Genomic DNA, 22,312 nt, shown 5'->3' with positions numbered 1-22,312 from the left:
CATGCGCGCACTTCAATGGCACGGCCCGCTCGACATCCGCCTGGTCCATCTCGACACGCCGCGCGCCGGGCCCGGCGAGGTTCGCATCGCGGTCGCGTATTGCGGCATCTGCGGCAGCGACCTGCACGAATACGCGGACGGCCCGCACGCGATTCCCGTCGACGCGCCGCATCCGCTGTCCGGCCGCACCGCGCCGCTGACGCTCGGTCATGAGTTCTGCGGCACCGTCGTCGAAGTCGGCGCGGGCGTCACGACGCTGGTCCCCGGCGACCGCGTGGCGGTCGAGCCCGAGTATCACTGCCACCAGTGCGCGTATTGCCGCGCGGGGTCGTACAACCTGTGCGTGTCGATGGGTTTCGCCGGCCTGATGGGCGACGGCGGAATGGCCGATTTCGCGGTCGTGCCGGCCTACATGCTGCACCGCCTGCCCGACGACGTCAGTCTCGAACAGGCCGCGGTGATGGAACCGGCGGCCGTCGCGCTGCACGCGCTGCGGCGCGGCGAGCTGCGGCTCGGCAACACCTGCGCGGTGTTCGGGCTCGGGCCGATCGGCCTGCTGCTGATCATGCTCGCGAAACTGCAGGGCGCGACGACCATCGTCGCGGTCGACGTGTCGCCCGAGCGGCTCGCGGCGGCCGCGCGCTTCGGCGCGACGCATGCGTTCGATGCGCGCTCGCTCGACGCCCCGGTGCTGCGCGACGCGATCCGCGAAGCAGCGGGCGGGCTCGGCGTCGACGTGAGCTTCGAGGCGGCCGGCCTGCCGGCCACGTTCGAGGCGGCGATGCAGGGGCTGCGCAAGGGCGGCCGCCTCGTGATGGTCGGCCTGATGCCGCATGCGGGCTTCGATGCGTTCCGCGCGGTCAACGACGAGCTGACCTTCACGGCGAGCGTCGGCTACCGGCACGTGTACGAAGACCTGCTGCGGCTGATCGGGTCGGGCGCGCTCGATCTCACGTCGATCGTCACGCGCACCGTCTCGCTCGAGGACGCCGTCGGCGACGGCTTCGACGCGCTGCTCGCCGATCGCGCGCAGATCAAGATCCTGGTTGCACCATCGCGCCGGCATGCGCGCCGTGTTCACACCGTCGGGAGCATCGAACATGAGCCGCCCCTGGTCGTTTGACGGCAAGACCGTCGTTGTCACGGGCGGCACGTCGGGCATCGGCGCGCGCACCGCGCGGCATTTCGCGGAAGCGGGCGCGTCGGTCGTCGCGCTCGGGCTCGATGCCGCCGGCCCGCATGCGCCGGTGCATCCCGGCATCGGCTGCGTGGAGCTCGACGTGACCGACGACGCAGCATTGACGCGGCGGATCCGCTCGCTGCCGCGCGTCGACGTGCTCGTCAACGGCGTCGGCATCAGCCGGCACGCGGACGAATACCGGATGGACCAGTTCGAACTCGTGCTGAACGTGAACCTGACGTCGGTGATGCGGGCGTCCGACGCCGCGCTGCCGGCACTCTCGGCGAACGGCGGCAGCATCGTCAACGTCGCGTCGATGTACACGTACTTCGGCAGCAAGGATCGCCCGGCATACAGCGCGAGCAAGGGCGGCATCGCGCAACTGACGCGCTCGCTCGCGCAGGCGTGGGCCGAGCGCGGCATCCGCGTGAACGCGGTGGCGCCCGGCTGGATCGAAACGCCACTCAGCAGCGGGCTGATGGCCGACGCGCAGGCGTCGCGGCGGATTCTCGATCGCACGCCGCTCGCGCGCTGGGGCACGGCCGACGAGGTCGCGGACGTGATCCTGTTCCTGTGCTCGCCCGGCGCATCGTTCGTCACCGGCGCGATCGTGCCGGTGGATGGCGGGTATTCGACGGTCTAGCGCCGGGCGCGCGAGGGCATCGGCGCAGGAGGTGTGCGTCGGTGTCCGCGTGCCGGAATGCCGGCGTGCCGTCTCCGGCTTACGTTTTCGGCTCCTGCTTTCGGCTCCTGTTTCCGGGCGCGACCCGATCGACCGTTGCACGTTTCACTATCTTCATATCAATCAGTAGTCCAATCAAAAATATTCCGGCGTGACCGGACATGTGAGGAGCACTTTGGAGATGACGAAAAAGACCTTGCTGGCCCTCGCGGCCTGCACGATTCCGGCCGCCTCGTTCGCGCAGAGCAGCGTGACGATGTTCGGGCTGCTGGACGCCGGCCTCAGCTACGTGAGCAACGAAGGCGGCCACGGCAACGCGAAATTCGACGACAACATCTTCTTCCCGAACCTGCTCGGTTTCGAGGGCAAGGAGGACCTCGGCGCCGGCACGCGCGCGATCTTCCGGCTCGTCAATCAGTTCTCGCTCGCGAACGGATCGATGATCGGCGGCGGCCTGTTCGCGCGCACGGCCTATGTCGGGCTGCAGAACGACCGCTACGGCACGCTCACGCTCGGCAACCAGTACGAGTTCATGGTCGACGCGCTGGCCGCGAGCGGCAACGAGATCGCGCAGGATCTCGTCGGGCTGTACGGCTTTCGCAACGGCCCGTTCGACAAGCTCGCGCTGCCGAACAACCCGACCGGCGCATTCGACTGGGATCGCGTCGCGGGCAGCAACCGCGTCGCGAATGCCGTGAAGTACACGAGCGCGTCGATCTCGGGCCTGACCTTCGGCGCGCTGTACGGCTTCGGCAACGTCGCGGGATCGGTCGGCGCGAACAATACGGTCAGCGTCGGCGCGAGCTACGACAACGGCCCGTTCGGCGCCGGCGCGGCCTATACGAACCAGAAGTACGGCGCGGCGGGCGGGCTGCCGGCCACCACCGTGCGCAACTGGGGCGCGGGCGCGCACTACACGCTCGGCACGGTCACGGCGAAGGCGCTCTTCACGACCGTGCGCAACGCGTGGAACGGCGCGGGCGCGTGGTCGGCGGAAGCCGGCGCCGCGTGGCATCCGTCGCCGGTCTGGGTGATCGGGGCGAGCTACACGTACATGAAGGGCAACGACACGCTCGACAACGCGCATGCGCACCAGTTCCTGGCCGGCGTCCAGTACTGGCTGTCGAAACGCACGATGGTGTATGTCGCGGGCGTGCATCAGCGTGCAAGCCACGGCAGCAACGCGCAGATCAACGGCGTGATGGATGCGAACGGCGCGTCGAGCGGCGCGCTGCAGTCGGTCGCGCGGATCGGGTTCAGTACGCGGTTCTGATCGACGTCGGCGTTGAACGGAAAACGCCCGCCCGGTCGATGCCGGGCGGGTTTCCGTTGGCGGGTCACGTCGTCAGAAGCGAATGGTCACCGATTTCGGCTCGGTATAAGCGTCGATGAACGACGAGCCATACTCGCGTCCGATACCGGAGCCCTTCGCGCCGCCGAACGGCACGGCCGGGTCGACCAGCGTGTGCATGTTCACCCACACGGTGCCGGCTTCGATCCGCGGCACGTAGCGCAGCGCCTTCGACAGGTCGTTCGTCCACAGGCTCGCGGTCAGCCCGAACGGCGTGTCGTTCATCATCGCGATCAGTTCTTCCTCGTCGTCGAACGGCACGAACGCGCCGACCGGCCCGAAGATCTCCTTGCGATACGAAGCCGATTCCAGCGAGCGCGGCAGCACGATCGTCGGCTTCACGTAGAAGCCGTCACGCGCATACGCACCGCCGCCGGTGACGATCGTATCGCCCTCCATGCGCGCGAGCTCGAACGCGTCGAGACACTTGCGGAACTGCGGCTCGTTGCAGACGGGGCCGATCATCCCGGCGTCGTCCATCGGGTCGGCCGGCTGGAAGCTGTCCAGGCGCGCCTTCATCTTCTCGACCACCTCGTCGAACTTCGCGCGATGCACGAAGAAGCGTTCCGCCGACGCGCACACCTGCCCGCTATGCAGGAACCCGGCTTCGACGATGCCGTCGAGGATCTTGTCGACCGGCGTATCCGGCAGGAACGCCGCCGCGTTCTTGCCGCCCAGTTCGAGCGTGAAGCGCGTGAAGTTCGCGTTGACGGCCTCCTCGCCGATGATGCGGCCGGTCGGCACCGACCCCGTGAACGATACCTTCGCCACGCGCGGATCGCGGATCACCTTCGCGCCGACCTGGCTCGTGCCGTTGATCACGTTGAGCGTGCCGGGCGGCAGGCCGGCTTCGGTCGCCAGTTCGGCGATGCGCAGCATCGTGAGCGGCGTGAACTCCGACGACTTGATGAGCACCGTGTTGCCGGTCGCGAGCGCCGCGCCGAATTTCCATACCGGGATCATCACCGGGAAATTCCACGGAATGATCCCGAACACGACGCCCAGCGGTTCGCGCAGCGTGAACGACGTGTAGCGCTCGCCGTTCATGCTCGGGAACGACGGGGCGAGCGTTTCGCCCGCGATCTTCGTCGCCCAGCCCGCGTAATAGCGCAGCCAGCGAGCCGACCAGCCGACTTCGATCACGCGCGACAGCCCGATCAGCTTGCCCGACTGCGCGGTTTCGATCTGCGCGATCTCTTCGCCGTGCGCGTCGATCAGGTCGGCGAAACGCAGCAGGATGCGCTCGCGATCGGCCGGCGTCAGGCTGGCCCACTCGCCGCGGAACGCGCGATGCGACGACGCGACCGCGGCCTCGACGTCGTCGTCGGTCGCCTGCGCGACGGAGCCGATCACCGCGCGCGTCGACGGATCGCGCACGTCGATCCGCTCGCCGCGGCCGGCTACCGCGTGGCCGTCGATGTAGTGACCGTGTTCGCGCGCGAGAAACGCGCTGACTTCGTCCAGCATTCGTACCCGTGCCATCTGTGTCCCTCCGGAATTCGAATTGAGTGAAAGGCCCGACTTGCCGGCCGCTCTTCGATTCTAGGGACGCGTCGCGCACGCGGATCGGCGTTGCGTGCACACTTTTGGCTTCAGCGTGCAGATCGGTGCGATGCAGCGGTTTCCCTGTGGAAACCGCCATTGACGCTGAAAGTCGCCGCTGCCGACGATGATTGCGTTTCGCCCCCGCGTCCAAGCCGAATGCATTAAGCTCGACGCATTCCCCGGCCCTCTCCCTCTTCCGGCAATGGCACACGAACTCGTCGTCGACGCCAGCAACAGCAACGCGAATCTGCGCGACCTGATCGCGGACAGCTTCCTGCCGCTGGTCTTTCACGACACCGGCCCGCAGTTCCGGATGTCGGTGCGGGTTGCCACGGTCGGCGGCCTGCGGATGGCGGAGGTCGACACCACCGCGATCCGCGTCGATCGCGACCGCTCGCTCGCGTCGCGCGCCGACAGCGACTGCTACAAGATCCTGTTCCAGATCGCCGGACAAAGCCGCGTCACGCAGCGCAACGCGGCGTCGACGGTCAATCCCGGCGAGTGGGTGATCTACGATGCGACGCAGCCGTACATGATCGAATCGGCGAACGCGTCGCGCTTCGTCGCGGCATTGACGCCGCCGAGAAGCGGCACGATGTGGCGCTGGTTCGTGGAGCGCGCGGGCGTGCAGGTCCGTCGAACCGTCGGCAATGCGCAATTGGCGCTTCAATCGATCCATTACCTGATGGACGGGCAGGTGCCGAACGATCCGGAAAGCCTGTTCGGCTTCGAGCAGTCGACGCTGATGCTGCTCGATTCGGTGATCCGCCGCGAGGCGAGCGATTCGCTGAGCGGCGCCGATGCGCGCAGCGCGACGCTGCGGATGAATGCGGAAATCCATCTGTCGCATCACTACAGCGATCCCGACCTGTCGCCGGACAAGCTCGCGAGTGCGCTGAACGTGTCGCGGCGCACGTTGTACAGCGCGCTGGCCGCGACCGGGCGCACGCCGCAGAGCCTGATCCAGGAATACCGGCTGCAGGCGAGCAGGCGCGCGCTGGAGGATCCGGCGGATCCCAACCGCAACCTGCTGGAGCTGGCGATCGCGTGCGGCTTCTCGGACATCACGCATTTCGGGCGCGCGTTCAAGGCACGGTTCGGATGCAGCCCGGGCGCGTATCGCGTCGCGTGTCGCGGTATTTCGGAGGCGTGAAGCGGGATCACCGTGAACTGCGGCGGCTTCGATGAACGATCCCGGGGTCGACGCTCGCGTGCTCCGGGGAAATATGCATCATCAGCAGCCTCGCATCGCCGCCCGGTGTCGACCACACGTGCATTCGTGTCGTCCCGGCACGGTTCGACGACGTCGGCCAACGCACATGCGATCGTCCACTTGCGATTCCGGCGTGTCGGCTCGACGGTCCGTTACTGCAAAAAATCGGCGACACCACGCGTATCGCCCCGTCCGGCCTCCGCACAAGTCATTCAACATGATCAGCATTCAATGCGACGCTTGAAGCCGGCACTATGTGCAACACGCGCCGCAATCAGGCCCAACTTCCACTCGACGAGCTCCGCATCTTCACCTGATTCCATCACTCGAAAATAATATGCACTACTACGGTGCCAATCCATAGTGCTGACTACCCATTGATGCATCATTTGATGTCTGACATTCTGGAAGCGTGTCAGCGATGCATGGAATGTAACAAACATGAATGGATTTCGTCTTGAAAATGAAATTTCTTGCGCATGCAACGTAGACGGCCCGGACCTTGCGCCCCCCACACGTTCGAAGACGGAATCTCCTGTTGTTTCGCCCGACGAAACAGCCCCCGCACGCCCCGACTGTCTCAGGATTGCCCGCCTGATCGATGTCCTTCGGACACCGGCATGCCATTTCGACGAGAACGGGCGGGTCGTGAGCATCAACGATGCATGGCTTGCCTACGCGGATCGCTCCGCCGAGGCCACGTATCGACTCCAATGGACGGAGTTGATCCATCCGGAGCACCGATGCACCGCCGAGTCGACACTTCACGCGGCGCAACCCGGCTCGGTACACGAAACGCTGGAGTGCCGGCTGGCGGGTTCCCACGGCATCGACCAGTGGTTCACCGTCGACCTTCACCGTGTCGACGACGGATGGCTCTGCACCTGCACGAATATCCATGACCTGAAGGCCAAGGAAATCGAACTGAAGAGTCACACGTCGATACAGACAGACATGCTGAATATCAGCATCGACTGCATCAAACTGATTTCGCCGACAGGCAACGTGCTGCACATGAACCGCGCCGGATGCCAGGCGCTGGGCGTCGACGAAGACTCGGGATTCGGTATGCCGTGGCTGCCGCTCCTGCCCGAAGACGTGTGGCCCGACGGAAATGTCGCGCTCGAATCCGCCAGGAACGGTGTGTTCGGCAGGTTTCCCGGGCGCAGCGAGCGTCCGGGGCGCGACGTTCAATACTGGGACAACATGCTGACGCCGATCTTGGACGCCGATGGAAAAACGACCGCCATTCTGTGTGTTTCGAGAGACGTGACGCGCGAGCGCGTGGCGCTCGATCTGCTTCGGCGAAGCGAAGAAAGGCTGGCCATCGCGGCCCGCGTCGGCGGACTGGGAATCTGGGACTACGACATCGCATCGGACACACTGCACTGCGACGAGAACTGGCATCGAATCATGGGCCACGCTCCCGGGAAGGCGATTACCTCGATCGACCAGTTTCGCGCGTTGATTCATCCGGACGACGTCGACAAGGCGATGAAGGTCACTCGGACCGCGGAGGAATTCAATTCGTTCGGCAGGGATTATCGCGTCGAGTATCGCGTCATTCAGCCCAACGGCGAGATTCGATGGGTTCAGTCCACCGCCTATCCGCAGCATGAAGACGGCGTGACCCAGCGAACGATCGGGTTCGTGCTCGACGTGACGAAGATTCGCCTGGCGGAGCGGCGCCGGGAGGCATGGCTGCACTTCATTTCCCACGACATGCGCTCGCCTCAGGCATCGATTCTCGCGTTGATCGATCTTCAGCGAGCCGCTGAACCGGCCCCGCCCGCCAAGGACCTGCTCGATCGAATTGCCGCGTACGCGCGCCGTACGCTGGCACTGGCCGACGACTTCGTTCTGCTGGCGCGCGCCGAAGCACCGACCTGGTCACTGGTGGAAACGGATATCGGCAGCGTGGTACTCGATGCGATCGACGAACTGTGGGCACTCGCTCAAGCGCGCGGCATCCGGCTCGACGTGAACGTCGGGGACGAGATCTGCATCGCACGCGTGGAACCCTTCCTGCTGATGCGCGCGGTCGTCAATCTCGTGAGCAATGCCATCAAGTTCAGTCCTGGCAATGCGACGGTAACCGTGCGTCTGACCGGCGTCGAACATGGCTACGCCATTTCCGTTGCAGACCACGGGCCCGGCATATCGGCCGAAGCCCAACAACGTCTGTTCGAGCCATTTCAACGGCTGCAAGTCGAACCGCCTCGTTACCCTTCGGGCGCCGGTCTCGGGCTGGCTTTCGTGAAGACGATCGCCAAGCGCTATGGCGGCAACATCGATTTGCATACCCGCCCGGGCGAAGGCTGCACGTTCATCCTGACGTTGCCGGGTGTCTCGTCGATACAGGACGGTGCCTGATGCCCGTTCCTTGAAGCGCCGCCCCGCCACGCGCCCGCGAGGTGCCACGTACTCTGTAGCGGTGTCGGTCCATGCGGGCTCGCGGTTTGGATATTGAAACGATCGACCACCGACGCCTCATTCGCGGTTCCCGGTTTCCGACCAGTCATCAGGAACGCCCGTCACCGGCTTCATTGCGACATCAATGCGGCGGGCGGTCCCTGGTCGACAGGTCCGTGTACCGGTCAACTACGCAGGAACGCAAGAAGGTCCTGGTTGATCTGCGCCTTGTGCGTTTCGGTCAAACCGTGCGGCGCCCCCTTGTAAATCTTCAGAATGGCGTGCGGAACCAGTTTCTTCGTGGCGCGCCCGCCGACGTCGACCGGCACGACTTGATCGTCGTCCCCGTGCACGATCAACGTCGGCATGTCGAACTTGCTCAGGTCCGAAGAAAAGTCCGTTTCCGAGAATGCCCGCACCGAGTCGTAAGTGTTCTTGAAGCCCCCCATCATTCCCTGGCTCCACCACGAGTCGATCATCCCCTGAGACACCTTGGCGCCGGGACGGTTGAAGCCATAGAACGGGCCGCTGGCAATCTCCCTGAACAACTGTGACCGGTCAGCAACCATCCCGGAACGGATGGCATCAAAAACCTCTATCGGTACCCCCTGCGGATTGGCGGGAGTCTTGAGCATCAACGGCGGAACGGCCGAAATCAGGCCGACTTTCGTCACGCGCGAGCCACCATGGCGGCCGATATACCGCGTGACTTCGCCCCCTCCGGTCGAAAAGCCGATCGCCGTCACGTTCTTGAGGTTCAGCCCGTCAATGACGGCAGCCAGGTCGTCGGCGTAGTGGTCCATGTCGTTGCCGTCCCACGGCTGGCTTGATCTTCCATGCCCACGCCGGTCATGAGCAATCACCCGGAAGCCGTTCGACGCAAGGAAAAATGCCTGGTTGTCCCAACTATCCGAGCTAAGGGGCCAGCCGTGGCTGAGTGTGACTACCGGAGCGTCCTTCGGTCCCCAGTCCTTGTAGAAAATTTCCACGCCGTCCCTGGTGATGATCCTGTCCGCCGATTGATTTCTCCTCGCGCCGGAAACCGCAGTGGACTTCGACAAGCGCCCAGTCGTTGCGTCCGCTGCAGCCGGTACAACGGCAGCGACGGTTGCCAGAACACCGCCCAGCATCAGACCTCGACGGCTGGCATCGTCGGGAGACAGGTGAGAATCAGGCTTCATGCAATATGCTCCTGTTGTGGAAGAAATCGTCATGCCGGCCGATCGATCGGCCAGACGAACCCGCCGCGCCGTTGGCGAATTTCAGATACAAGCACGCGCTCACGAGGCGATTGGAACTCGCGATCATGTTTGCTCGATATGGCGGGAATCGTAGGACGGCCATTAACCCGGCGGTAGCTACGTAGAAGTGCTCACGGTGTTGTTCAAACAGCACCAATCCGCGCGCCTCAACATGCCCTCGCCCGGACCAACTCAGGACATGTGGGGGATTGCGGCGTGAAGATGAACGCGGTCGGCCATCGAGATTTCGACGCCGGAGCAGACGCCGGGCCGAATATCCGCACCTCACGCATATCGACAGGAATCACTCGACGATTTTGTCTCGCCGGCCAAATTTGAGCGTCTCATTCATGTCGGCCCATGTTCCTTCTCGCGCTATCTGGATCGAGCGAGCTGTTGCGAGACGAAATCGATGAATATTCTCGCGCGGGCGGGCAAACCTTTTCCGAATGCGTGCAGCGCAATGACCGGCACCGCACTCAACTTCACGTCAGGCAGCACCTCTGTCAACCGGCCGGAATCGAGATCAGGCTGTACTGCCGTTCTCAGAATCTGGGCGATACCGAGTCCATTCAATGCAGCCACTCTCATCGCATCACCATTGTCGGCATCGAACATGCCATCGATGGGGATGCTCGTTCCGTCGGCAAAAACGATCGGTACGACGCGTCCGTCGAGTTTGTAACGCACATGAAGATGCGCAACGAGATCGTCCTTTCCCTTGGGCATGCCATGCTTGAGCAGATAGTTCGGGGAAGCCACGAGCACCAGCGGCAGGCTCATCAGCGTGTGCGCATAGAGTCTGCTATCGACGGCGCGCCCAGCTCTGATGGCGATATCGAAGCCCTCACGGATCACATCGACGTGACGATCGCTGATGTTGACTTCGAGTGACAATTCGGGATTGCTGCCCATCAATTCCCGCGTGATCGGCTCGAGCAGGGTCCGCCCCAGATCGACTGGAAGGCTCACGCGCAACTTTCCTACCGCTTTTTCAGGCGTCGTCAGAACGTCGCTCGCATCCTCGAGACCTCGCATGAGCGGCGCAACGCGCTCATAGTATGTTTGCCCTTCGCTCGTCAGGACGAACGCCCGCGTCGACCGCTGAAACAGCGTTACGCCGAGCCGCTTCTCCAGCCTTGCGACGCTCCTCGACACGGCGGACGGTGTCGTTTCGAGCGACCGTGCCGCGGCCGTGAACGATCCTGCCTCGACCGACCTCACGAACGCTGGAAGACCGCTGAATTTCTCGAATGCCATTCGTGACTCTCCGGCAAAATTGATAGTTCCGTTGCATGACTACAGCACTCGAAGTCCCCGGACTATATTGGCGCCGTACGCCAGACCGGCGCGAAACAACGGAGATTTCAATGAACCGACTCGCAAACAAGGTTGCCGTCATTACGGGTGGCAACAGTGGAATCGGGTATGCCACGGCAAGGCTGTTCGTCGAGGAAGGTGCAAACGTCGTCATCGTGGGCCGTCGCTCCGAGGCCGTGACCGCGGCCGTGGCGGAACTCGGAAATCGCGCGACGGGACTGACAGGAGATCTCGCCGATCTTCGAACGCACGAGCGCGTCGCAACCCTGGTGGCCGAACGGTTCGGCGGCGTCGACATATACGTCGCGAATGCCGGCGTCAATACGATTGCACCGTCGAGCCAGGTGGGCGTCGAGTCGTATGACGATCATTTCGCCACCAATACCAGAGCCGTGTTCTTCGGCGTGCAGAAGATCGCGCCCCACGTGCGCGACGGCGGAGCGATCCTGTTGACGAGTTCGATCGCCAGTTCCAAAGTGTTCGACGGACATGCCGTTTATGCGGGAACGAAGGCCGCCATCGAAGCATTTGCCCGCAGCTGGGTGCTCGAATTCAATACCCGCGGCATCCGGGTCAACGTAATCAGTCCCGGTCCCACCGACACCCCCATTCTTTCCAAGCTCGGTATCGAATCCGCTGACCGACCGGCATACGAGGCTGCCGTCTCTGACAGCATCCCGCTCGGTCGTTTCGGCCGCCCGGAAGAACTGGCTCGCGCCGCACTGTTTCTCGTCAGCAGCGAAGGGAGCTTCGTCAACGGCGTGAACCTGAATGTCGACGGCGGGATGTCGCTGCGCTGACCTCCCGCCAGGGCGCTCACTCTGCCGCTCGGCGATACATCGCAACGTAGCGTGCCCGTGCAATCACTTTTCCGTGCATCTGATAGGCAACGAGGGCCGGGCTCGATGTGGCGTTCACGTCGATACTTGGCACGGCGAGCGCCGATGCCGTGACGATGTATCGGTGCGATTCCCCCTGAGGCGGGCAAGGGCCGCCGTATTTCGCCGCCCCGAAGTCGGTCAGCGTTTCGATGGCCCCGGCAGGCATCCGCTTCGGATTGCCGGACGCGCCTTTTTCGATCGACGCTTCCGACGCCGGTATATTGACGACGCCCCAATGCATCCAGCCCAGCCCGCCGGTCGGGGCGTCTGGGTCGTGAATGGTCACGACGACGCTCTTCGTTCCATGAGGAAGATGGGACCACGAAATGCGTGGCGAGACGTTGTCGCCGTGGCAGCCGAATCCGCCGTAGACCTGTTCGTTCTCGAACCGGCCGCGGTTCAGGCCATCGACTTTAACGGAGAACGCACCCGCGACAGCGATCGTCGGCACGATCGACAAGAGCATTGCAGAGCAGAGGGTCGAGCGCGGAAAGAAGTTGAATCGCACGGTGTACTCCGTTGAAAAGGAGGGCGCTTCTGCAGGGGGCGAGAACGACCCGGCCGAGCGGGGCGGGACGAGACGACACTTGCGCTGCCAGGGTGCTGGCGCGCATGCCGCTCGCCCCAAGATCACCGTGCAGGCTTGCGTGCGTTCGCCCGACCAAGTACGGACGCCTCCCGCATCGGCCGCCGACGTTCAAAAATCAATCAGTAGTCCCACATAACAGGCACAAAGCTGAAACCGTTCCCCTTCTTTGCAACGTGGCCGACGGACGGGAACGCGACATGTGCCGCGGCCAGCAGAGCGCCGGTCTCGGCGGCTTCGTTCAACAGCGAGATACGTACGTCCACAGCGGCTTCAGGATCGTGCTCGAAGCCGTTTTGCCAGTCGGGATTGTCGAAGTTGACTTCGAAAATCGCGTCGCCCACGAACGTCAGCTTCTCACCGTTCGATGCGACATCCACCACGCAGTGCCCCGGCGTGTGCCCCCCCGTCACGCGCGCCGACACGCCCGCTGCAACTTCCACGGCCCGATCGAACTGCACGATGTTTTCGCGATAGAGTTCCACGAACTTCGAAGCTGCCTTGCGGAGCGCGGGAGGAACCGTTTCCGGCATCACCGTCTTGCTGAAATCCGGATTTTTCCAGAACGCCACTTCCTCGGCCGATACATGAATGCGCACGTCCGGACGCAGCCTGGCCTTGATACCGTCGACGTTCAGCCCGCCGACGTGATCCATGTGCATATGCGTAATCACGATATCGGTGATCGCAGCCAGGTCGATGCCGGCCGATTCCAGTCGCATCACCGACTTCCCTGCACGCGTGAAGTACTCAAATCCGTCGCCGACACCCGAGTCGATCAGGATCAGGCGTTCGCCGCTACGCACGAGTGCGATGTTCAGTGCCCAGTCGAACATGTCACGTTGCAGGAAACGGCCGTCGAACCACTCGTTTCTGTCTGCTTCGCTCACGTTGGTGGACATGGTGGAAGTCGGCAGCGGCAGAACGCCGTCGCTGATCAGCACGACGTCGACGTTACCCACGCGCACGGCGTAACGGGAAGGCACGAGTTCTCCCGATCCTTCTTTGCCGAGCCCGGAGGTAACCGGCTGCACATTGCGGGTCGTTTCGCTCATCTTCGATTGTCCTGTTGGTCAAGTGGGTGAGGCGCTCGGCGCGGCGCGATTCACGAGCGCGGCCACGAATTTCGCTCGCCTGGTTTCGCTCGCATTTCAACCGAACGTGAGACGGATTGTAGTCGGGGGGAGGCAAACGCCAGTAGCGTCGGGAATGCACACACCGCGTTGTCCAACCGGCAACAATCGACGTCCGGCAGGCAACACGAGCCGATCCGTCACCCGTCGTGTTTGAGCGTTCGACCGGATCCTTCGACAGGAGGTGGATTTCAGCGCAAATCAGTTCACCGTCGGCGCCGACCTTTTTTCTCTCGAAGGGCAACGCCGACGTGCATGTGTCCAGCCGCTGGCGCTAGCGCGGTTCAGCCGTCAGTTGCCGCAACTGTTCGAGCAGCTTGACGGCAGGACTCGGCAACAAACCGTGCCGACGCCGAAATGCGGTCAACGTGCGCCGCCCGACCACCCCCGGCAATTCGAGCGTATCGAACACCCCCGCCTTGCTCTCCGTCACGTACATCGGTTCGGCCATCCAGCTCAGAAAACCGGATCGGGCGACGAGACTCTTCAGCACGGTGATCGATCGGGTTTCGACCACGACGTTCGGCAAGCCGAGCCCGTTTGCGACGAACACCTGCTGCATGTGCTCGAACGGCGCGGTGCCGCGCGGCGGGATCGCCCACTGCTGATCCAGCGTATCGGCCAGCGTGATCCCCGGCTTTGCCCGCAGCGGGTGATCGAGCGCCGCCACCACGTAGCTGTTGTCCTCCCAGCGACAGTCCTCGATCGCGACGATCTCCTCGGTGTCGGGCATCACCATGCTGAGTGCGAGATCGATTTCGCGCTGCACCAGCGCCTCGGCAAGACGATCCCAGACGCCTTCGATGACGTGAACGCGCAAATTGGGCCACTTCTGCAACACGCCGCTCACGGCGAGCGGCAGCACGAGGCTCGCGATGCTGCCTACCGCACCGCAGCGAATCGTCCCGCGTGCGAGCCCGCGCATCGCGTCGATCTCTTCACGCGCCTGCTCCGCCTCGCGCTGCAACAGAATCGCGTGCGGCAGCAGCGCCTCTCCCACCGCCGTCAGGTGCATGCCGCGCGTATGGCGCTCGAATAAAGGGGCGCCAACCTCGTCTTCGAGCCGGCGGATCGCGCGGCTCAAGGCCGGTTGGGTGACGTGCAAGGACTCGGCCGCGCGCCCGAGACTACCGGCCGAGGCGATCGTGACGAATGCGTGAAGCTGCTGGAGATTGAAAGTCATGCCTGAAGGTAATGCCTTTTTGTGAAATCGGCAATTTCGGATTCTTCCTGATGTTTCGATAATGCGTTCACCAGAACCGTACTGAACGACAGGAGACTTCAATGGAGCTCAGCCTCCCGCCGCTAGGCGCCCCGTCAGTTTCCGCCGCGCGCGCTTGCGCCCGGTCCGGGTGAGAGCGCATGTCGGTCGCCGTCGCGCTGCAAGCGCCGAGTGAAGCCCGTCTCGCCGAGGACATCGGCGTCGAAGAAATCCAGGAGACAAACGATGAAGACAGTGTCGATGCTCATCGACGGTGAGGTAGCGTCGCGCGCGCCCGCCGCCGCCGCCGGCGTCGAGGATGCCGAGGCAGCGGTGGACGCCGCGGCCCGCGCATTCCCGATCTGGTCGGGATTCGGCCCGCTCAAGCGGGGCAGCGGCTTCCGGTGCTTCGGCGGCCGCGCGGGTGTCGCGGAATTCACCGACTTGCGGGGGATTACCCTGCAGACCACTCTCCACCACGATCCGTTCTGAGGAGCACGCCATGCAGATCGCCATTCTGGGTGCCGGTGCGATGGGCTCGTTCTTTGGCGGCCGCCTCGCGCTTGCGGGGCATTCGGTCAGCCTGCTCGATATCGACGACGCTCATCTCGCATCGATTCGCAGCCACGGCCTGCGGCTTTCGACCGATTCCGGCGAGCAAATCGTGCGCAATCTCGTCGTGCTGAGGCCGGAGGAGGCCGGCAAGCCCGTCGACGTCGTCATCGTCTTCACGAAGACGATGCATACGACCGCCGCACTCGCTGCCGCGAGCGCCGTACTCGGCCCTGACACCGTCATCCTGTCGTTGCAGAACGGCCTGGGGAACGCCGAACGGCTCGCCCGTTCCGTCTCGCCCGACCGGGTCATGGTCGGCGTCACCACGTGGCCCGCCGACAAGTCGGAGCCTGGCGCCGTCAGCTCGCATGGCCAGGGCACGATCCGGCTGATGAACGCGAACGGCACGCATACGAGCGCGCTCGAACAGACCGTGCATGCGTTGAATGACGCCGGCCTCTCGTGCCATGTCGATCCCGACGTCTGGGCCGCGATTTGGGAGAAGGTTGCATTCAACGCCGCCCTCAACAGTCTGTGTGCCGTGACGCAATGCACGGTCGGCGAATTGACGAATACTCCAGACGGCGAAGAGCTGGCGCTGAAGATCGTTTCAGAGGTGATGGCCGTCGCGCGTGCGCTCGGCATTTCGGCAAGTGAAGCGCACGTGGCGTCGAATGTGCGCGATGCGCTCGCCCATCATCGTACGCATCGGCCATCGATGCTGCAGGACGTGCTGGCCGGCCGGCGCACCGAGATCGAAGCGATCAATGGCGCGGTGGTCGAGGCCGCTCGCAAGGCCGGGGTGGAGGTGCCATATACGAACAGCGTGGCCTGCCTCGTCAGGCTCGTCGACGCGCGTACACGTCAGTCGGGCGGCGCGACGGCTCGACACTGAAGCGCGTGGCGGTTGCCGCCGGGCGCTTCGTCGAAGCGTCCGTCAACACATCCACGCAGCTGGCCGCGGTGCGGAGCGTCACGCAAATCGGCGCATCGGCGACGATCACCCGTTCCTCTCGACCTCGTTCCGACCGCACCCTGAACTTCTCGCGGAACGACTCATGCGTCGAGACATGCGCACAGCGCTTGGGCGATCGCATCGAGCGGTGTGCCGGGCCCGAACGTCGCCGCGACGCCCTTCGCCTTCAGATGGCGAATATCCGCGGCCGGAAAGATGCCACCCAACACCACCGGAATCCGGGCGCGATGCAATGCCAGTTCGTCGAGCAGCCCTTCGACGAGCTCGAGGTGGGCGCCCGACAACGACGAAATGCCCACGATATCGGCGCCATGCGCCTGCGCGGCTGCCGCCACGGACGCCGGTTGCTGAAACAGCGGCAGGCGCAGGACGTCGAATCCGGCGTCCTCGAGCGCGGCTGCGACGACGGCCGCACCGCGGTCGTGTCCGTCCTGGCCGAGCTTGGCGATCGCGATGCGCGGCCTGCGTCCCGCGCGTTTTGCCAGGCGGTCGACGCCGAACCGGTGATGCCGGCGAGCGAGCTGACCGACACGGCCGCGTGTACGGGCGGGTTCGGAATGCGCTTCAGCGCGTCGCTGACGACGCTCGGAGCGCCGCATTGAATGTGTGCAACACGTCGATCACTTTCGACTATCTGCCGGGCAGCGGTGGGACCTCATGACGCAATCCGTGTGCAATGGTTGCGCGGCACGCGTCAGACGGATCGCGACGGGTCGAGCCGTTCTTTCGCTCCAGGACCGATAGGAAACTTCATCGCGTCGTGGAAGGGATTTTTTCTATCTTTGACTACCACGGCGCGAAGCACCCGACCAGAGCAATGCAAGCAATTGCCGCGAAGGCAGAACCGGCTCGTCAGACGAGCGCAATCCGGGCAAGCGATGCCACGCCACGCCGGGTTCGCGATGATGCTGTTGGTGATAGTTGATGTTGTACGGCCAGATAAAGAAGCGGCCCAGTAACCCGACGCGCCACGAATAAGTCCAGTCATTCCAGCCAGCCGTGACACCCGGCCCGCCGCTGTGCTCTGCAATACTACGGATCTTCTGCACCAGCGCCCCAATTGTCACAAGAGGAACGAACCAAAGCGCCGCAAGCGTCAACAGTTCGCGTACTGTGCATGCATGCAGGAGCGGCACGAGCAGGATGCCCCAAGTCGCTATCGCCGTAAGCAGCGGCAGTGACATGGACGCACCACGCCCGTTCGCACGCCGGTATGCGCGCATGTTTTTCACCATGTTGACCAGGAACAAATCACCGAGCAGTTGCCGGACGAGCGGGAGTGTGTCGAGTGGCTCGAATTTCCATGGCTGCGCGTGGTACAGATAATTCCGCTCTGGATCTTCCGAAGTCCCGACGTGACGATGGTGTGCGAGATGCAGCGGGCGATAAAACTCGATGGGCACGAGTCCCGGTACGCCGATTGCCAAGTTGATCAGAAAGTCGTTCGCGAAACGGCGGCGGGTCAAATGATAGTGTGTCGCGTCGTGATACAGAATGAATAACGCGTGTTGCCGGGTCGCGACAACAACGGCAGCGACGAGGTAGCCTCCCCAATGCCCCACCGATAACGCAACTCGCAGCATAACTACGATACATAGCCATTCAAGCAACAATGCGGCGGCCGTACGCAGGTCAACGTCGAGACGAATGAGCACGGTCGTCGCACCGCCAACGCCAATACCGAGTGCGAGTCCCGCGAGCATGTCCGCGATCAGATGCTGCCCGGTCGTCAAAACCGTGAGCGCCAGCATTGCGCTCCACGCAGCGTAATAGCGCGCTGCACGGACACGTAGCGCAGCCAATACCACGGTTACAGCCACAGGCAGCGCAACATGCCCGCATGGACTCGCGGCGAGTGGCGCGTCGATCCGATACAGCCACGCGATCCATCCTGTCGCAGCCGGCGACCGGCTCACGGCAGTCGGCCATAGCAGATGACTGACGATGCACAGGCCTGCGGCAAGCGCACCTGCGAAAAACGCGGGCAGCAGCCAATTTCGGCATCGGCCGAACCAGACGATCGACGGCATCACGAGCGCGTAACTCAAATAAAGCGGCACGCTGGCGGACACGCGCGGAATGACCGCATCGTACGGCCCCGGACGCAACAGCGCCACGGGTGCCATCGGCGCGTGTGTGACCCAGAAGTACAGCGCACCCGACACGACGACATAGATTGCGAGCCAGCGCCACGCGTCGAACGCTGACGGTATATAGGAGGCGGAAACAGGAGGTATGGCGCGCATGTGAAAAAAGGAGCGGCTCAATCGCGTATCATGATAAATCGTTTCAGCTCGCATGAATAACGACGCTATGCCGCTTCGAGCCAGTTCCATGACACGTGCGCAGCTGCGCGACGTCGACGTTGCACATATGTACGCGCTCTACTCGACCTGTTACCGGGATACGGAACAGGCACGTTTCGAACACGATCTCGACGACAAGACACATTGCGTCATCATGCGCGATGACACCGGCAAGCTGCGCGGCTTCTCCACATTGAAACTATATGAACAGCAGTGGTGCGACACCACACTGCGCATCCTGTTTTCCGGCGACACGATCGTGGATCCGGCCTGCTGGGGCAGCCAGCAACTCGCGTTTTGCTGGATTCGACTCGCAGGTGAGCTCAAACGCAACTCGCCCGACGTGGCACTATACTGGTTTCTGATCTGCAAAGGGCATCGTACGTACCGCTACTTGCGAGCGTTCGCGCATGACTTCACCCCGCGATTCGACCGACCGACTGAGCCCGTGAATCAGGCACTGCTCGATCATCTGGCAGTTGAGCGCTTCGGGCACGCATACGACGCCGCGTCCGGCGTGCTCAAGTTTCCGGTACCGCAAGGCCGCCTCGCCCCAGCCCTCGCCGAAGTGCCGGACGTGCATCGACGGCTGCCGGATGTCGCCTATTTTCTGGAGCGCAATCCAGAATACGCATGCGGCAACGAGCTCGCCTGCCTGTGTGAACTGACGCCGGAAAACCTGCGCCCGATGGCAAGACGAATCTTCACCGGTGAATGAGCCGATGACGCGGATCCGGCTAGCCACAGCGGTCGACAACGAACGGCTCCTCGCGTTTCAAACACGTTACGCGATGCTAAGCGGGATGCCGCTTCGCTTCGATCGCTCGCCGGATTACTCCGCACTGCATCGGTGTCATTCGAACGACTATCGAACCTGGCTCGCGGAGGACAGCGCCGGGCGCGTCAAAGGAATAGCCAGCATGGTCGTTCGCGACGGCTACATCGCCGGCGAGAAACAGCGCATCGCTTACCTCGGCGACTTGCGCATCGCACCCGATCGCGAACTGGCGCACACGTGGGTCGACTATGTCGTCGATCGCCTCGCTGATCTCGCCCGGCACGAAGATGTGCAGCATACGTACTGCTGCGTCATTCGCGACAACAGGATCGCAACGCAATCGCTATTCAAGACAGGCAAGCGGACCCGGCTCGGATTTCGACATTGGCGCGGCTACAGTAACGTGTCGATCTATGCGCGGCGTATCGCTGCGCGGAGCGCCAGTTCCGTCAGGATCACGAACGCGTCGGCCGCCGACGCCGACGCGCTCCGCGCATTTCTGGACCAGGAGTCGCGTTCCCAACCCTTCGGTTGCGTCTTTACGGCGGACGAATTCGCGCGCCGCCTGAACGTCTGGCCCGACTTTGGAATCGAGCGCTTTCTGGTCGCACGTAACGCGCAGCGGCGTATCGTGGGCTGCGTTGCTCCGTGGGATGCAGGACGTATCAAGCGCATCGTGTTGGAACGTCTGCCGCGCTCGCTCGGTGCGCTGCGTCACGGCTTCAACGCCATCGCGCCGTTGCTCGGACGCCCTCCCATCGCAGCACCCGGCCAGCCGCTTCAGGACATCTACCTGACTCATCTGCATGTGAGCGGACGCAACCCGGACATCGCACAGGCACTGCTCGATGCGGTCTGGCAACGAGAGCGGAGCCGCTATGCGTTGCTGCAGCTTTGCCTGTACGATCACGACCCGCTATGGCCCGCCTTGCACGGCTATCGGTACACCGCACTGCCGATGGATCTATACACGCTATCCACGCCCGGCGCGAGCGCACTTGATCCGGGCGGCACCGAAGCGATCCCGGGATTCGAAATCTATCTCGTCTGACCGCTCGCGACCGCAGCCGCTCGCGTGTCGTTCAGGAGCGCAACGAGTGCAAGCCAGAAACGCCCCGCATCGAAGCCGGCGCCGCCGAGTACAGGCTGGCCATGGTCGAGATGCGGCACGCACACTTGGGGCATGCCGCGAATCGTCTGGTGATCGAGGTAGAACTGTCCGTCATGCGCACAACCGGGACGGTAGCGGTCGAGGCGTGAGTGATGTGCGTCGAACCGGGACGTGCGTTCTATCGACCAGCTCACGACATGCACACAGTGCAGGCCACCGGGCACCGCAGACAACAGATTCGCGATGCCCGCGTCGCGCCCGCTGCCGATATCGCGCGAGCCTGCATGCAGCCAGCGTGTGCGCAGCAATCTCCCGGCGGCTCGACCCAACCATGCGGGATCGATGCGCGCCCCCCGTTGCTCGAGCAGGCCATCGACGATCGCACTCGGGCCGACGGGCGGCTGAACGAGTGCGATACCGTCGCAGCGAGCACGAAGCCCTGAATCCGCATGCAGAGCCGCCAATGCATCGAGCCCGCCCTTGCTATGGGTAAGGACGATAAAACGGCGATCAGCGGGCAAGCGCGCATACAGGTTGCGCACGATATGCGCGCCCTGCTCGGCAACGGCGCGCGACGAGCGGACCGGCACACGAAGGACTGAGTACCGCGCGGCACGCAACGCCCGCGCAGCATGCCCGAAGCAGGCAGGTATCCATTCGGAATAGAGTCCCGCAACCAGCACGATGACGGTGTCCGGGAATGCGTGAGCGCCATGCGCGTGCCAACATTCGATGAAGCGCCCGGTCCAGTCGAGTGCTGCGGGCGCCGGTTCGAACGGCGTCAACGGGTAGTGTTGCCGCCACTCGTCGAAGCCGGACGGCGACCATGCCGGACACCGTGCGCTCATGCCGGCTCCGTTGTCACGCCATCGGCAGCGAGCGCCGCGCGGGCAGCAGCCAGCGTGGCTGGATTCCCGATTCGGGCAGGGTGAAAACGCGGCGAGAACCATGCCAGCCACGCAGGCAGCACGCGGGTAACGATGCCCGGCGCGCCGAACAGCCACCAGCCAAGCTGTGCCCAGCTTCGCCAATTGCCGGCGTCGCGGTCGGCACACGCGAGACGGACGATGAAATAGCCCAGATCGACGACGAAGCATGCCGTAACGCCGAGCATCGCCGCCGTCCGCATGAAATAGCGCTTGATCGCGCCGCCGCCGCAAGCGCGAAATACGTCGAACGCGACGGCCTTGTGTTCGGTTTCCTCTATCGCATGCCACCGCCAGATCGCGGCCATCGACGGGTCGACGCCGTCGAGAATGGCCGGATCGCGCAATAGCAGATCGGCCAGAATGGCCGTGTAGTGCTCAAGACATGCCGTGAAGGTCAATTGAAGCAGCGGCGAAGCGACACGCCGGCATTGTTGCTGCCGTCTCCGCATGAGCGCCTCGAGTGCGTCGACCGGCATGCCCTGGCGAGCCAGGCGCCGGTTATACGCGCGGTGCTCGCGGATGTGAGCGGCTTCCTGGTACAGGAAAGCATCCACTTGCGCGGCGAGCGTGCCGTCGGCCGGCAGCGCGTCGCAGTACTGCCTCACGCTATCGACAAAGAACTTCTCGCCAAGCGGAAACATGATCGAGAACGCGTCGAAAAAGCGCGTCACGCGGCGGTTGTCACGATACCAATAGCGCGGAATGTGGTCGGCGAAGCAAAAACGCGGATTGCGCCGACGGATGTCTGCCGCGTCGTTGCGGCGTTCATGCGTTGAATCGTCGGTTCGTTTGGCGTACATGGTCGTGGCCGATCGTGGCGTAACGCGCAGGGTCAGCGCAGGCGGGCGTATTGTTCGATGATGGCGATCGAAGGTATGCTCTGCGTCGCCGCCACCATCCATGTCCGAATTG

The 22,312-nt window shown here is 63.7% G+C and carries 21 protein-coding genes; 10 read left to right on the top strand and 11 right to left on the bottom strand.

What is annotated here, in order from left to right:
* The first annotated feature begins 1 nt into the window (after position 1).
* The 3 genes from DIE17_RS31240 to DIE17_RS31230 all read left to right on the top strand — a co-directional run bounded on the left by DIE17_RS31240 (position 2) and on the right by DIE17_RS31230 (position 3,135).
* Positions 2-1,123, top strand: coding sequence for a 2,3-butanediol dehydrogenase (locus tag DIE17_RS31240; protein WP_124921581.1), 1,122 nt, complete (start codon positions 2-4; stop codon positions 1,121-1,123).
* A complete protein-coding gene (locus tag DIE17_RS31235; protein ID WP_124921580.1) occupies positions 1,101-1,823 on the top strand; it encodes an SDR family NAD(P)-dependent oxidoreductase in 723 nt (240 codons plus the stop codon). Before DIE17_RS31240 ends, DIE17_RS31235 begins: the two co-directional genes overlap by 23 nt.
* Before the next feature lie 220 nt (positions 1,824-2,043).
* The gene (locus DIE17_RS31230; protein WP_124921579.1) at positions 2,044-3,135 is read left to right on the top strand and encodes a porin; all 1,092 of its coding nucleotides are present in this window, start codon (positions 2,044-2,046) and stop codon (positions 3,133-3,135) included.
* A gap of 72 nt (positions 3,136-3,207) precedes the next feature.
* Here the strand turns inward: DIE17_RS31230 and DIE17_RS31225 are convergent, their stop codons facing one another.
* Positions 3,208-4,695 carry an NAD-dependent phenylacetaldehyde dehydrogenase gene (locus DIE17_RS31225; protein WP_124921578.1) on the bottom strand — a complete coding sequence of 496 codons (1,488 nt, stop codon included), beginning with the start codon at positions 4,693-4,695 and terminating at the stop codon, positions 3,208-3,210.
* A gap of 265 nt (positions 4,696-4,960) precedes the next feature.
* Between DIE17_RS31225 and DIE17_RS31220 the strand changes: the two genes are divergently transcribed.
* Complete coding sequence (locus DIE17_RS31220) at positions 4,961-5,911, top strand: helix-turn-helix domain-containing protein (protein ID WP_124921577.1); 951 nt, start codon at positions 4,961-4,963, stop codon at positions 5,909-5,911.
* A 281-nt stretch (positions 5,912-6,192) separates the two neighbouring features.
* On the opposite strand, the gene DIE17_RS31215 is transcribed toward DIE17_RS31220, so the two are convergent.
* Entirely contained in the window at positions 6,193-6,414 is a 222-nt protein-coding gene (locus DIE17_RS31215; protein ID WP_124921576.1) for a hypothetical protein, read from the bottom strand.
* Positions 6,415-6,619: 205 nt separating this feature from the next.
* Here DIE17_RS31215 and DIE17_RS31210 point away from each other — a divergent pair, with 205 nt between their 5' ends.
* Entirely contained in the window at positions 6,620-8,344 is a 1,725-nt protein-coding gene (locus DIE17_RS31210) for an ATP-binding protein (protein WP_185702672.1), read from the top strand.
* 224 nt (positions 8,345-8,568) lie between these two features.
* Here the strand turns inward: DIE17_RS31210 and DIE17_RS31205 are convergent, their stop codons facing one another.
* Positions 8,569-9,564 carry an alpha/beta fold hydrolase gene (locus DIE17_RS31205; RefSeq protein WP_124921574.1) on the bottom strand — a complete coding sequence of 332 codons (996 nt, stop codon included), beginning with the start codon at positions 9,562-9,564 and terminating at the stop codon, positions 8,569-8,571.
* A 435-nt stretch (positions 9,565-9,999) separates the two neighbouring features.
* Complete coding sequence (locus DIE17_RS31200; RefSeq protein WP_124524089.1) at positions 10,000-10,884, bottom strand: LysR family transcriptional regulator; 885 nt, start codon at positions 10,882-10,884, stop codon at positions 10,000-10,002.
* A 110-nt stretch (positions 10,885-10,994) separates the two neighbouring features.
* On the opposite strand from DIE17_RS31200, the gene DIE17_RS31195 reads away from it, so the two are divergent.
* On the top strand, positions 10,995-11,744 hold the full coding sequence (locus DIE17_RS31195) for an SDR family NAD(P)-dependent oxidoreductase (protein ID WP_124921573.1): 750 nt from the start codon (positions 10,995-10,997) through the stop codon (positions 11,742-11,744).
* Between the two features lie 16 nt (positions 11,745-11,760).
* Here the strand turns inward: DIE17_RS31195 and DIE17_RS31190 are convergent, their stop codons facing one another.
* The 3 genes from DIE17_RS31190 to DIE17_RS31180 form a co-directional block, all read right to left on the bottom strand.
* A complete protein-coding gene (locus DIE17_RS31190; RefSeq protein ID WP_124893865.1) occupies positions 11,761-12,291 on the bottom strand; it encodes a YbhB/YbcL family Raf kinase inhibitor-like protein in 531 nt (176 codons plus the stop codon).
* Positions 12,292-12,533: 242 nt separating this feature from the next.
* Positions 12,534-13,466, bottom strand: a complete 933-nt coding sequence (locus DIE17_RS31185; protein WP_124921572.1) for an MBL fold metallo-hydrolase — start codon at positions 13,464-13,466, stop codon at positions 12,534-12,536.
* Positions 13,467-13,818: 352 nt separating this feature from the next.
* Positions 13,819-14,727, bottom strand: coding sequence for a LysR family transcriptional regulator (locus DIE17_RS31180; protein ID WP_124921588.1), 909 nt, complete (start codon positions 14,725-14,727; stop codon positions 13,819-13,821).
* Positions 14,728-14,991: 264 nt separating this feature from the next.
* Between DIE17_RS31180 and DIE17_RS37610 the strand changes: the two genes are divergently transcribed.
* Together DIE17_RS37610 and DIE17_RS31170 are read left to right on the top strand one after the other, a co-directional pair.
* Entirely contained in the window at positions 14,992-15,237 is a 246-nt protein-coding gene (locus DIE17_RS37610) for a hypothetical protein (protein WP_185735409.1), read from the top strand.
* A gap of 10 nt (positions 15,238-15,247) precedes the next feature.
* Positions 15,248-16,195 (top strand): ketopantoate reductase family protein, encoded by a 948-nt coding sequence (locus DIE17_RS31170; protein WP_124893861.1) that lies wholly within the window; start codon positions 15,248-15,250, stop codon positions 16,193-16,195.
* Between the two features lie 161 nt (positions 16,196-16,356).
* Here the strand turns inward: DIE17_RS31170 and DIE17_RS31165 are convergent, their stop codons facing one another.
* A complete protein-coding gene (locus tag DIE17_RS31165; RefSeq protein WP_260434461.1) occupies positions 16,357-16,731 on the bottom strand; it encodes a cobalamin-dependent protein in 375 nt (124 codons plus the stop codon).
* 321 nt (positions 16,732-17,052) lie between these two features.
* Positions 17,053-18,612: a fatty acid desaturase family protein gene (locus tag DIE17_RS31160; RefSeq protein WP_260426311.1), complete on the bottom strand. Its 1,560-nt coding sequence runs from the start codon at positions 18,610-18,612 to the stop codon at positions 17,053-17,055.
* Between DIE17_RS31160 and DIE17_RS31155 the strand changes: the two genes are divergently transcribed.
* The gene (locus tag DIE17_RS31155) at positions 18,611-19,300 is read left to right on the top strand and encodes a hypothetical protein (RefSeq protein ID WP_235879180.1); all 690 of its coding nucleotides are present in this window, start codon (positions 18,611-18,613) and stop codon (positions 19,298-19,300) included. The genes DIE17_RS31160 and DIE17_RS31155 overlap by 2 nt on opposite strands.
* Positions 19,293-20,411, top strand: coding sequence for a hypothetical protein (locus DIE17_RS31150; RefSeq protein ID WP_260426310.1), 1,119 nt, complete (start codon positions 19,293-19,295; stop codon positions 20,409-20,411). Before DIE17_RS31155 ends, DIE17_RS31150 begins: the two co-directional genes overlap by 8 nt.
* On the opposite strand, the gene DIE17_RS31145 is transcribed toward DIE17_RS31150, so the two are convergent.
* Complete coding sequence (locus DIE17_RS31145; RefSeq protein WP_124530148.1) at positions 20,399-21,319, bottom strand: hypothetical protein; 921 nt, start codon at positions 21,317-21,319, stop codon at positions 20,399-20,401. The genes DIE17_RS31150 and DIE17_RS31145 overlap by 13 nt on opposite strands.
* A complete protein-coding gene (locus DIE17_RS31140; protein ID WP_124524083.1) occupies positions 21,316-22,200 on the bottom strand; it encodes a metal-dependent hydrolase in 885 nt (294 codons plus the stop codon). The genes DIE17_RS31145 and DIE17_RS31140 overlap by 4 nt, the downstream gene beginning before the upstream one ends.
* Positions 22,201-22,312: the final 112 nt, after the last annotated feature.

The sequence above is a fragment of the Burkholderia sp. Bp9099 genome (assembly GCF_003857805.1).
In the GTDB taxonomy this organism is placed as follows: domain Bacteria; phylum Pseudomonadota; class Gammaproteobacteria; order Burkholderiales; family Burkholderiaceae; genus Burkholderia.
Note: the sequence above shows the minus strand (reverse complement) of the source record. Positions and strands in the feature narration are given on the sequence as shown.